The 12,348-nt window shown below is 41.2% G+C and carries 10 protein-coding genes; 5 read left to right on the top strand and 5 right to left on the bottom strand.

From position 1 onward, the window contains the following. Nucleotides 1-159 precede the first annotated feature (159 nt). Together gpmI and PQO05_RS08495 are read left to right on the top strand one after the other, a co-directional pair. Nucleotides 160-1,683 (top strand): 2,3-bisphosphoglycerate-independent phosphoglycerate mutase, encoded by a 1,524-nt coding sequence (gene gpmI, locus PQO05_RS08500; protein WP_273632276.1) that lies wholly within the window; start codon nt 160-162, stop codon nt 1,681-1,683. Next, a complete protein-coding gene (locus tag PQO05_RS08495) occupies nt 1,670-2,227 on the top strand; it encodes a hypothetical protein (protein WP_273632275.1) in 558 nt (185 codons plus the stop codon). Before gpmI ends, PQO05_RS08495 begins: the two co-directional genes overlap by 14 nt. A 279-nt stretch (nt 2,228-2,506) precedes the next feature. On the opposite strand, the gene PQO05_RS08490 is transcribed toward PQO05_RS08495, so the two are convergent. After that, the gene (locus PQO05_RS08490; protein WP_273632274.1) at nt 2,507-3,133 is read right to left on the bottom strand and encodes a tetratricopeptide repeat protein; all 627 of its coding nucleotides are present in this window, start codon (nt 3,131-3,133) and stop codon (nt 2,507-2,509) included. Nucleotides 3,134-3,503: 370 nt separating this feature from the next. Between PQO05_RS08490 and lon the strand changes: the two genes are divergently transcribed. Then, nucleotides 3,504-5,978, top strand: a complete 2,475-nt coding sequence (gene lon, locus PQO05_RS08485) for an endopeptidase La (RefSeq protein ID WP_273632273.1) — start codon at nt 3,504-3,506, stop codon at nt 5,976-5,978. 100 nt (nt 5,979-6,078) lie between these two features. After that, nucleotides 6,079-7,092 carry a lipid A deacylase LpxR family protein gene (locus tag PQO05_RS08480; protein ID WP_273632272.1) on the top strand — a complete coding sequence of 338 codons (1,014 nt, stop codon included), beginning with the start codon at nt 6,079-6,081 and terminating at the stop codon, nt 7,090-7,092. On the opposite strand, the gene arfB is transcribed toward PQO05_RS08480, so the two are convergent. Continuing rightward, nucleotides 7,089-7,499 carry an alternative ribosome rescue aminoacyl-tRNA hydrolase ArfB gene (arfB, locus tag PQO05_RS08475; protein WP_273632271.1) on the bottom strand — a complete coding sequence of 137 codons (411 nt, stop codon included), beginning with the start codon at nt 7,497-7,499 and terminating at the stop codon, nt 7,089-7,091. The genes PQO05_RS08480 and arfB overlap by 4 nt on opposite strands. Before the next feature lie 160 nt (nt 7,500-7,659). Between arfB and cmk the strand changes: the two genes are divergently transcribed. Continuing rightward, nucleotides 7,660-8,343: a (d)CMP kinase gene (gene cmk, locus PQO05_RS08470; protein ID WP_273632270.1), complete on the top strand. Its 684-nt coding sequence runs from the start codon at nt 7,660-7,662 to the stop codon at nt 8,341-8,343. On the opposite strand, the gene PQO05_RS08465 is transcribed toward cmk, so the two are convergent. The 3 genes from PQO05_RS08465 to PQO05_RS08455 all read right to left on the bottom strand — a co-directional run bounded on the left by PQO05_RS08465 (nt 8,336) and on the right by PQO05_RS08455 (nt 12,246). Beyond that, entirely contained in the window at nt 8,336-8,815 is a 480-nt protein-coding gene (locus PQO05_RS08465) for a deoxycytidylate deaminase (RefSeq protein ID WP_273632269.1), read from the bottom strand. The two genes, cmk and PQO05_RS08465, sit on opposite strands and share 8 nt — an antisense overlap. Nucleotides 8,816-8,992: 177 nt before the next feature. Continuing rightward, complete coding sequence (locus PQO05_RS08460) at nt 8,993-10,402, bottom strand: sugar MFS transporter (protein ID WP_273632268.1); 1,410 nt, start codon at nt 10,400-10,402, stop codon at nt 8,993-8,995. Nucleotides 10,403-10,614: 212 nt separating this feature from the next. Beyond that, on the bottom strand, nt 10,615-12,246 hold the full coding sequence (locus tag PQO05_RS08455; protein ID WP_273632267.1) for an MFS transporter: 1,632 nt from the start codon (nt 12,244-12,246) through the stop codon (nt 10,615-10,617). Nucleotides 12,247-12,348 lie beyond the last annotated feature (102 nt).

Below are 12,348 nucleotides of genomic sequence, written 5' to 3'. Positions count from 1 at the left end.
TTGAATAAGTTTCTTAAGGTTGATTTGTTGATTAAGTTAGGTTTAGTTAATTAAGTTTCAGCCTGATTGCCGTAACAGTTTTGTTATTTTAACAACCACTTAACCCAATCAACCACTCAACTTAATCAACTAAACCAACATAAAAATTATATTTGCACCGTGGAACAACAAAAAAAACTCGCTTTATTGATTCTTGATGGCTGGGGATACGGCCGTCGCGACAAATCAGACGCTATATTTAATGCCGAAACTCCGTTTTTCGACGAATTGATTAAAACCTACCCTAACTCAAAGCTCGAAGCTTCGGGTATGGCTGTTGGTTTACCAGACGGGCAAATGGGTAACTCTGAAGTAGGGCACATGAACCTGGGTGCAGGCCGTGTAGTTTACCAGGAGCTTGGCCGTATACACAAAGCGGTTGACGATCACGAACTGCCAACAAACGCCGTAATTAAATCGGCTTTTGATTATGCTAAAGCAAATAACAAAGATGTACACTTCATCGGCCTGGTATCAGACGGTGGCGTACACTCACATATTAAACACGTAAAAGGCCTTTGCGATGCAGCCGGCGAATTTGGTTTGAAGAAAGTATTTATCCATGCCTTTTTAGATGGCCGCGATACCGACCCTAATGCAGGTGCCGGTTACATCGCCGATCTGGAAGATCATATTAAAGGTACTTCGGTTAAAATTGTATCAGCTATTGGCCGCTATTATGCCATGGACCGCGATAACCGCTGGGAGCGCGTTAAACTGGCTTACGACCTAATGGTGCACGGTACCGGTAAAGCAACTACCGATTTACTGGGCGCTGTTAAACAATCTTATGCCGAGGGCGTAACCGATGAGTTCGTTCAGCCGATTGTGAATACTGATGCTGATGGTAACCCATTAGCTGTTATTAAAGATGGCGATGTGGTATTATGCTTCAACTTCCGTACCGACCGTGGCCGCGAAATTACTTTGGCATTAACGCAGAAAGAGTTCCATGAGCAAAACATGGTTCCGTTGAAACTGCGTTATATTACGATGACCACTTATGACGAGACGTTTAAAGGCGTTGACGTAATCTTCACCAAAGATGATTTAGTTAAAACCCTGGGCGAAGTTTTACAGGATGCAGGTAAACACCAGATCCGTATTGCTGAGACTGAGAAATATCCACACGTAACTTTCTTCTTCTCGGGTGGCCGCGAAAAAGAATTTACTGATGAGAAGCGTTTATTAGTACCATCACCAAAAGTTGCTACGTACGATCTGCAGCCTGAGATGAGCGCCGAAGGTATCCGTGATGCTATTTTACCAGAACTGGAAAGCGGTTGGGCCGATTTTATTTGCCTTAACTTTGCCAATACAGATATGGTTGGCCATACAGGCGTTTTCGAAGCTGTAGTTAAAGCTGCCGAAACTGTTGATGCCACTACCAAAGCAGTTGTAGAAACCGGTTTAAAAAACGGTTACTCATTCATCATCATTGCCGATCACGGTAATGCCGATTTTATGATCAACGAAGACGGATCGCCAAATACAGCGCACACCACTAATTTGGTGCCTTGTATTATAATTGATAAAGATGTTAAACAAGTAAAAGACGGTAAACTGGGCGACATTGCCCCTACTGTACTTACTATACTGGGAGTTGATATCCCTGAGGAAATGACAGGTAATGTACTTGTATAAATTACATAGCAGATGGTTCGCCATCTGCTATTCTTTTTTTATTTGCAGCGCATTGGTAGCTTGCCGCCCCAATGTAAAAGAAAATAAAAGCCAGTATAAATATTTCGACCTGAAAGGTTTTATACAGGCTGATTCTGCACGCTTAAACCGTAGTAATCCTACCATCAGCAAAACGGTTAACCATAACGGTGCAAGTGAATCGAAAGATTTAAAAATTGCCAACTGGGGGCATGAGTTGGGTTTATTTGCTTCATCCGATATTAATAAACCATCATGGCGCCAAAGCTATTTTGTAACTGCCAAAGGCGATAGTATCACCTACAAAGCCCTTACGCCCGACCTAAAAACTAGAGAACTTACCGTTACCAAAATTGCGGGTAAGGTTACTTCTATTCACGTCATCAATCACACAAAAAACCTGCTTTACGAAACCAGTGAGGCATTAACCTACCTGCCGGATTCGGTTTATACTATTGATAAATTTCAGCATGTGATATTACTGGGCGATAACAGGTATATTATTAAAGGGAAGTTTAAGAGATAACATTTCTCAGCTACACTTTTGCTTCTTTATCCAAAATCGGATTATCCCCAATTATACCCCTTATTAATGTTAGAAGCATTAGCACTGTCATTGCTTTCCCCTAAATTAGGGGAACACTACTGCCTGCACAACTTGCAAAAACGTTAATAAGGGGCAGAAATTAGGGCAGATCAAATTTGTAAGCATACAGTAACTCAATCGGGAGGACAAAGGCATTGTTATACACTTGCCTTAACAAGGAGTAAAATTTACGCTATAATAAAAAGGAGTTAAGAAAACTTATCTATGCCCCACCACAGTGGCCAGCTTTTCTTTAGAAATATCCAGTAGTGAGGCTATATCAGCCCGGCTTGGGTTATCATTCAACACCTTTTCCAGGTCGCCGATAGATGCTTTAAGGGCATTAATACCACGTACTTTATCGTAGGTAGATTTGCATGTGGGGTCAAGTTTAAAAACACCATATTCGCGGTAAGCAATACCACGGTTTTGGTAATATTTGGTATCAGTAGGTTCTAGTGTAACAGCCTTGGTAAAATCAACTATAGCACCGTATAAATACTTATCGCGCTCGGGAGCCGATAGCGTGTTATCTTTAGCCATATAGCTCTTGGCACGTGCACGGTAGTAGTATGATGTAGCATCGGTAGGCTTAATGGTAACTACGCGGGTATAAGTTGATATAGACTTTTTGTAGTTGGCGCTATGGTAATAGGAATAGCCAAGCATCCACAAAGCATCAGCATTGGTAGAATCAATAACACAGGCTTTTTCGAGCCGTTGTATCGCGACCTTAAAATCCCCCTCCATCAATGCCTGCTGCCCTAATTTCACATAAGCATTTTGTGCCGAAGAAACTTTAACTGACGTGATAGCTAATACAAATAGTATGACCGGTAACCTCATCAGGGATTAAGAGTGAACAAAATGAATATATCAATAACTGCCAATGTTAAACTTTATTATGCAATATGAGCAAATTATTGTGATTTTTTAGCAATAATTTAGTCAGAAAGCCCGTCGGACATACTGACTAATTTTCATATTTATAATTTTTTGCCGCAAACGGTCTTAACAAATAACTTACTCTTTAACGTTGTCAAAATCAATATATTATTAATGTTAAATGTTTATCACAGCCGATAATCGTATCTTGGCACATCTCTTGAAACATATACTACACAACAGCAAATTATTGTAATAACTGTTTTTATTCAGCTTTTATAATATAAAAGCTGACAACTTGACGTTAATAATTATTTAGAAAGGGTGCTTGATGAGCTATGATCCGTTTGATTTTAAAAATACATTACCGGTAATAAACGAAGATTCTGAGTTTTTCCCCCTAATGTCTTCCGAAGATGAGGAAGAAATGAACAATGAGCAGGTTCCCGAAGCTTTAGCTATACTTCCACTTCGTAATACTGTACTTTTCCCTGGTGTGGTTATTCCAATCACCGTTGGCCGCGATAAATCTATCAAGCTAATTCGTGAAGCTAATAAAGGCGAGCGCATTATAGGTGTGGTTTCGCAGCAGGATGTGAGCATTGAAGACCCCACTTTCAGCCAGCTTAATACAGTGGGCACCACTGCATTAATTGTTAAAATGCTGCAAATGCCCGATGGTAATACCACGGTGATACTACAGGGCAAAAAGAGGTTCCACCTGAAAGAAGAAATCCAGAGCGAACCTTATATTAAAGCTACGATTGAACCTTTTGAAGAGATAAGGCCAAAACAGGATAAAGAATTTAAAGCCATGGTATCGTCTATTAAAGACATGGCCATGAGCATTGTACAAATGTCGCCCAACATACCTACCGAGGCCGGCATTGCAATAAAAAATATCGAAAGCATTTCGTTCCTAATCAACTTCATATCGTCTAACATGAATGCCGATATGTCTGTTAAGCAGCGTATGCTCGAAACCGTTAACCTGCGCGAGCGTGCCAACCAGGTATTGGAGCATTTAACCACGGAGTTGCAGATGCTGGAACTGAAAAATCAGATCCAATCTAAAGTTCGTGTTGATCTGGATAAGCAGCAGCGCGATTATTTCCTGAACCAGCAGTTAAAAACCATCCAGGAAGAACTGGGCGGCAATACCCCAGATCTGGAGTTGGATAACCTGCGCGACCGTGCTACTAAAAAGAAATGGGCCAAAGAGGTAAGCGACCACTTTAACAAAGAAATGGATAAGCTTGCCCGCATTAATCCGGCCGCGGCAGATTATTCGGTACAGATGAACTATCTCGAGTTATTGCTCGATTTACCATGGAACGAATTCACCAAAGATAACTTCGACCTGAAACGTGCCCAAAAGGTATTGGATAAAGACCACTTTGGTTTAGATAAAGTAAAACAGCGTATCATAGAATACCTGGCGGTGCTAAAGCTGAAGCACAATATGAAAGCCCCTATCCTTTGTTTGGTTGGCCCTCCGGGAGTTGGTAAAACTTCATTGGGTAAATCAATTGCTAAGGCACTGGGCCGTCGTTATGTGCGTATGGCTTTGGGGGGCGTACGTGACGAAGCTGAAATTCGCGGTCACCGTAAAACTTATATCGGTGCTATGCCTGGCCGTGTAATTCAATCTATCAAAAAAGCAGGTGCAGCTAACCCAGTGTTTATTTTAGATGAGATTGATAAGGTAGGTAACGATTTTCGCGGCGATCCATCTTCTGCCCTGTTAGAGGTTTTAGATCCGGAACAGAATAGCACATTTTATGATAACTACGTTGAACTGGATTTCGACTTGTCGAATGTCATGTTCATTGCTACAGCTAACTCTTTAAGCACTATTCAGCCTGCTTTGTTAGACAGGATGGAGATTATCGAGGTTAACGGTTATACAATCGAAGAAAAAATCGAGATCGCTAAACAACACTTAGTACCTAAACAGCGCGAAGCCCACGGTGTAAAACCGAAACAGGTAACGCTGAAAAATGATGTACTGGAAAAAGTTGTTGAAGAATATACCCGCGAATCAGGCGTACGTAACCTGGATAAAAAAATTGGCTCTGTAATTCGTGGCGTTGCTAAAAGTATCGCGTTGGAAGAAGAATACAACCCTTCAGTTAGCAAAGCTGATGTTGAACGCATATTAGGTGCGCCTATCTTCGACAAAGACTTGTACGAAGGTAATAAGGTAGCTGGTGTAGTAACCGGCCTGGCCTGGACTTCTGTAGGTGGCGACATCCTGTTTATCGAAGCCAGCCTGAGCCCCGGTAAAGGCCGTTTAACTTTAACAGGTAGTTTGGGCGATGTAATGAAAGAGTCGGCTACTATTGCATTGGCTTACCTGCGCTCACACGCCAGTCGTTTCAATATTGATCAGCGTCTGTTTGAGCAATGGGATATCCATATCCACGTACCTGCAGGTGCTACGCCTAAAGATGGGCCATCGGCTGGTGTTACCATGCTTACTGCATTAACTTCTGCATTTACACAACGCAAGGTAAAACCTAATCTGGCTATGACCGGCGAAATTACCTTACGTGGCCGTGTATTGCCTGTTGGTGGTATAAAGGAAAAGATCCTGGCTGCCAAACGTGCCAATATTAAAGAGATCATCCTGTGTAAATCAAACCAGAAAGATATCCTGGACATTAAGGAAGATTACATTAAAGACATGAAGTTTAATTACGTAACCGAGATGCGTGAAGTAATTGATTTAGCTTTATTAAACGAAAAGGTTGAGGACGCCATTGACCTGACTATTAAAGAAGAGCCAAAGCCTGTACTCAACTAAACTTCTGGTTGTTAAAATTTTATTAAATAAAATGATTGAAGCCCCGATATTTCGGGGCTTTTTCTATTTTAGCTAAGTTTTGCAATTACCCCCTGATTTGATGAGAAAATTATTACCTATTGCTATTATACTGATACTTTGTTCATTATATACTAAAGCACAATACCGTACACAGGAAGCCGGTTTCCAGACTGATAATGATGGTTATTTAGGCCAGGGTTCAGATCGCTATTATACCAATGGGATTTTCTTTTTCTATCGCGAAGCCTTGCCATTTGACATTGAAGGTAAATTAGCCAATAAAGTGCTGGGCTTCGAGTTCGGTCAAAAGATGTACAACCCGCAATCGGGCAACATACAAAGCAACATACCCGATGATCCACGCCAGGACATCTTAAACATCGACAGGCCTTTTGCTGCCTATACCTATTTCGGTGCAACTTATAACCTACTGTATAAAAACCAAAGCAACATTAAGGTGGGCGCACAAATTGGTTTAATAGGCCCTAAGGCGCAGGGAGAGCAGATACAGAATTTTATACATAGCACATTCGGCTTCTACCCTCCTTTTGGCTGGGACCACCAAATACAAGGCGGCATCAAATTTACCTTAACCGGCGAGTACAATAAGATGCTGTTAAGAACCCCCATATTTGATGCTAACCTAAGCGCTTACGCCAACATAGGTAATGCCTTTACCGGGTTTGGATTTGGCCCTTTACTGCGCTTGGGACGTACAAATAAGTTGTTTAACTCCATCAGTACCCAAAGTACCATAACTAACCGCGACGGGGTTAAGGCTAACGATGAGGAGTTCTTCTTCTATTATAAGCCAATGATCAATATAGTAGCCCATGACGGCACGGTGCAAAGTAAATCGGGCCACTTACCGCAATATTACCTTACTGCAAACCCTAATGACCCAAGTTTAAGCACTGCCGAAATAACAGGCACGCCCGAAACATTGGTGATCAGCAACCAGATCGGCGCAGCCTATAATAGCGGCGACAGGTGGACTTTTGATTTATCGGCTGTATTTCATACTAAAGACACCAAAGAAATGCTGAGATCGCACCAATGGGGGTCATTGGCGGTAATGTATCACTTCAACTAATAGTCGAAATTCTTTTTACGGTTTTCTTTTTTGCCCGAGATTATTTTCTTTTGATCCAGGCGCGCTGCTTTGGCCGCCCTGCTTACTTTAGTTGCCTTACGCGGTTTTGGTTTTTCAAAGGCTTTGGCAATGATAATGTAGAGTTTCTCAAGCGCTTTTTCCCTGTTCAGATATTGGCTGCGTTCTTCATCGCATATCACCTGTACCAAACCATCCTTATTTAAACGTGCACCTAATTTGATGCGCAGTATCTCTTTTTCTTCGTCGCTAAACAAAACTGAATTATCGATATCGAAATTAAGCTCAACTTTACTTGATACTTTATTGACGTTCTGTCCGCCCTTACCGCCGCTGCGTGATGCCTTAAATGTGGTTTCGCGCTGTATATCGGCCTTACTAATATTCATATTATTGTTTTGATTACACTGATATGATTTCACCGATTTACTTATAAAACATTTCGGAAACTAAATTAATCATAATCAAATTGCTACCAACCTAATCGGTGAAATCATCTTCCTTATAATCGGTGGAATCATAAGTTAAAATCGTAATTTAGCCCCTCGAATGAGCACTAACATTGTAGTGGCTATTGATGGCTATTCATCATGCGGAAAAAGCACTTTAGCCAAGGCCTTAGCCAAAAAACTTCACTTTATATATGTTGACAGCGGGGCTATGTACCGCGCAGTTACCCTTTATTTATTACGCAACAATATCGATTTAACCAACGAGGAAGCGGTTAAAGCCGTACTACCTGATATCCACCTCAATTTCCACTCACGCGATTACCAGACGCATATTTTGTTGAACGACGAGGAAGTATCAGATGAGATCCGTTTGATGCCGGTATCGAACAATGTGAGTGCAGTATCAGCCATCAGATCTGTAAGGTTAGAGATGGTAAAACAGCAGCAACGTATGGGCAAGTCTAAAAATATTGTAATGGATGGCCGTGATATTGGCACTGCCGTATTCCCGGATGCACCATTGAAATTGTTTATGACTGCCGACCCAAAAGTACGTGCAGAACGCCGTTTTAAAGAACTGCAGCCAACCAATCCTGATATTACATTAGAAGAGGTATTTGAAAACATCGCCCACCGCGATTACTCGGATACTACCCGTAAAGAAAGCCCCTTGGTTCGCGCCGATGATGCTATTATTTTGGATAATACCAATCTTACGCCCGAAGAGCAGCTACAATTCGCTTTAAACAGGATTGAGCCTTTGCTTAAGAAAACTAAATAGGGAGATCGAGGTCAACAAGCGGCTCTTGAAATTTAGTCGCTTTAACACCAAACCGGTTTAAAAAGTCAACACCTTCGTCGCTCGGCAGGCCTTTATATTCGGCATACGAGTGGCGAAAGTATACTTCCTTTATCCCTGCCGAAAATATCAACCTAGCACATGGCAAACATGGCGATAGCGTGGTATACATGGTAGTGCCTTCCAGCCCAGCACCGTTTTTCATGGCATATAAAATGGCATTCTCTTCGGCATGCAATGCTAATGAGCAACTGCCCTTGGAGTCGCGCGGACAGCCTGTATCAGGCCATTCCTCATCACAGTTATGGGTACCTGCCGGAGGGCCGTTATAGCCTATCGATATAATCCGTGAATCCTTAGTCAGCACGGCACCAACATGCGCCTTAACGCAGTGGCTGCGCTTGGCCAGATCGGTCGCCAGGTTCATGAATATAAGGTCGAAACTTGGTTTCATGGTTTAAAGTTCATGGGTTCATTAGCTCATTGGTTCATTAGTATTGGATAAGTGGAGACTAATCAACTAATAAATCAGTGAAGCAAGCTTGGTTTATTCTTTTAGTTCAGCGGTTCATTAGTCTTAAATAGGTTGATACCAATCAACTAATGAACCACTGAACAAATGAACTAAATATTAATGCCCGCCTTTAGCAGGTGTATCTAACTCAATGTGGCCTAAATGTTTCCAGCAATAGTACCCAAAGTATACAATGTATAAATAACAAAGCACCGGCAGGAATAATGCTTTCTGTATCCCTACAGCATCAGCAACAGCACCCTGGATAACCGGCACAACTGCACCACCCAATATAGCCATTACCAATAACGATGAACCCTGACTGGTGTATTTACCCAAACCGGCAATGGCCAGCGTGTAAATGTTAGAGTACATAATAGAGTTAAATAAACCAACAGCCAGGATAGTCCACATAGCGATGTGGCCACCTGTAAAAATGGTAACCAGCAATAGACCTACGTTTACAGCCGCAAATAAAGCTAGTGTTTTGCCCGGTGAAGATTTGCCTACCATAAAGGCCAGCAGGTTCAGTACAATAAAGATCAGGAAGTAGCTGATCTGAGAAAATGACAGATCAACAATTGAAAGGATCACACCAAACACCGCCGCGGCAGTTAATATCATATAAATGGCCTTTTTACCAGCACCGATATTTCTGTTCAATGAGATAGCACCCAGGAAACGGCCAATCATAGCACCGCCCCAATATAAGGCTAAATAGTTTTTGCTGATGGCCTCGGTAAAACCTGCAATATCATGTTGCTTTAAAAAGCTTACAATAAAGCTACCGATAGCAACCTCGCCACCTACATAAAAGAAAATACCAAGTACGCCCAGTTTTAAATTGGTAAACTTTAAAGCGCCTAAACCTTTGCTTTCAATAGCTTCTGAAGTAAACTCCGGAAGTTTTACAAAAAAGATGATGATGCCTAACAGTATGAATAATCCTGCGAAAATCAAATATGGAATTTGGGTTGATTCGGCAGAGATAACACCATTCTTAGCGAAGAATTCTAAGATCAAATAACCACCCAAAACCGGCGCAATAGTAGTACCCAATGCGTTAAATGCCTGTGTAAGGTTTAAACGGGCAGAGGCACTATCTTCCGGGCCTAATAATGACACATAAGCATTGGCCGAGATCTGTAATAAGGTAAAGCCTAAACCCAATACAAATAATGCAGCAAGGAATAAGCCATAAGCTGCAAAAGATGCTGCCGGGTAAAACAAGGCGCAACCAATAGCTGATACTACAAGCCCTAACAAAATCCCGCTTTTGTAACCAATTTTATTGATTGGATCGCCTTTGTAATAAGAGATAGTGAAGTAAATAACAGACCCAATAAAGTAAGCTCCAAAAAAGCAAAACTGTACCAGCATAGCCTGCAAATAGCTTAATTGGAAAAGGTTTTTCAGGTGAGGGATCAGTACATCATTCATACAGGTGATAAAACCCCACATAAAGAAAAGTGATGTAAGCGTAATTAACGGCAAGGTGTAGTTTTTGCCTTTCAAATCAGGACTCATAAAATTGTATTATTAACAGTTGTGTTAGCTTAAAACGACATCGGCCTATAATTAAACGTACTTTACGTTCAATTATAGGCCGACTGCCAAGTTATAAAATATGTTCGAGAACAAGGGACATTTTGTTCATTTGTTCACTGGTTTATTTGTTCATTGGTATCGCTTTTTCAAGAGCAATCAACTAATGAGCTGGCGAACCAATGAACCCCAAATTAATGCCCTGCTCCTGCTTCAATATGATCGATATCGATACCTTGTTTGCGAAGCTCTGCTCCTGCTTTCCAGGCAAAGAATGCCAGGTAAGCAAAACCAATTAATGGGATAATATATGAGAAGTGGATACCACTCATGCCCGGGATTAGTTTACCACTGCCATCGGCAAGGATACCTTGTACCGGTGGAATGATTGAACCACCCAAAATCATCATGATTAAGAAAGAAGAACCCTGACTGGTGTATTTACCTAAACCTGCTAACGAAAGCGCAAAAATAGATGGCCACATGATAGAGCAGCATAAACCACCACTGATGAAAGCGTAAGTAGCAACAATACCTGTAGTAAGCATACCAATAGCCATAAATGCAGCCCCCATTAAACCAAATATGCTTAATGTACGGATAGGTTTTTCTTTACCTATTAAGAAGCCTACAACTAAAAACACAACACAAATAGCGTAAGGTGCTAATAACCCGATAGGTGCATGGCTGATGTAGTTAGCAAGTAGTACCACACCAAATGCGATAAAAGGAACTAATACAGTTAAAACTGTACGCGTAGTTTTTGATATGTTAAATACACCGATAGCACCCGTCCAGCGGCCTATCATCAAGCTACCCCAATAAAGTGAGATAAAAGGTGCAATATCTTTAGGAGCGTAACCACCAAATGCTTTGGTTTCTAATAACGCACCAAAATTACTTTGGATAGTTACCTCAACGCCTACATAAGTAAAGATGGCCAGCATACCTAAAATTAATTGAGGATATCTCATAGCTCCCCAACCTTCTTTTTGTTTGGTAGCTGTAGATGAAGCAATAATCAGCGATGCTAAAATAGCAACCAATGCCCCATATACAAAATATGCAGCAGATAAGCCAGTTGCTTTACTTAATGGCGTAGCAGCCAGGATTAGACAGAATGCAATAAAGATGATAAACAATGGGAAATTAGCTTTATTACTTGCTTCAATTTTCTCATCGCTGGTTACTTTAGGCAGTTTAGTTACCCAGAAGAATACAGCCAGCGCCAGGAATAATGCTGCTAATATGTAGTATAAGTTATTTACTGATGATATAGATACAACAGCATTGCTATTGCTTGCTGCTGAGCCAAATAACAGGAAGCTTACAACCACCGGGCCTAATATACTCCCGAAGTTGTTAACACCACCTGCCAGGTTTAAACGGGTTGAACCTGTTTCTGGCGAACCTAAAGCCACAATGAAAGGGTTAACCGCCGTTTGCTGTAAAGCAAAGCCAATGGCAATGATAAAAAACGAACCCAGGATTAAGCCAAACACCCCTGCGTTGATAGAAGGAACCATTAATAATGCCCCTACAGTTGAAATTACTAAACCTAAAACAATGGCGTTTTTATAACCGATCTTATTCAGGATATCAACCTTTGTAGCTTGCGATGCAAAATACAATACTAATGAACCAATGAAATAACCACCATAAAAGGTAAAGTCAATTAATTGTGATTCGAATTGTGTTAAGTGAAAGTGAGCTTTACAAAAGGGAATGAATACTCCGTTTGAGGCGGCCGAAAAGCCCCAGAAGAACCAAACGGTGATTAAAGAATAGAGCGCCGATCGATTACTGTTAGCGTTGTTTTTTTCCATTAATAAAAAGATAATTGGGTTTTGCGGCACTAACATAAAGTTTTTTTTTAATACAGAGCCACTTTGAAAAAATAAATAAATACAATTAGCGACTTTCTTTGT

It is taken from the genome of Mucilaginibacter jinjuensis, assembly GCF_028596025.1.
GTDB classification, from domain to species: domain Bacteria; phylum Bacteroidota; class Bacteroidia; order Sphingobacteriales; family Sphingobacteriaceae; genus Mucilaginibacter; species Mucilaginibacter jinjuensis.
The sequence above is the reverse complement of the archived record's forward strand: the minus strand, read 5'-3'. Positions and strand labels throughout refer to the sequence as shown.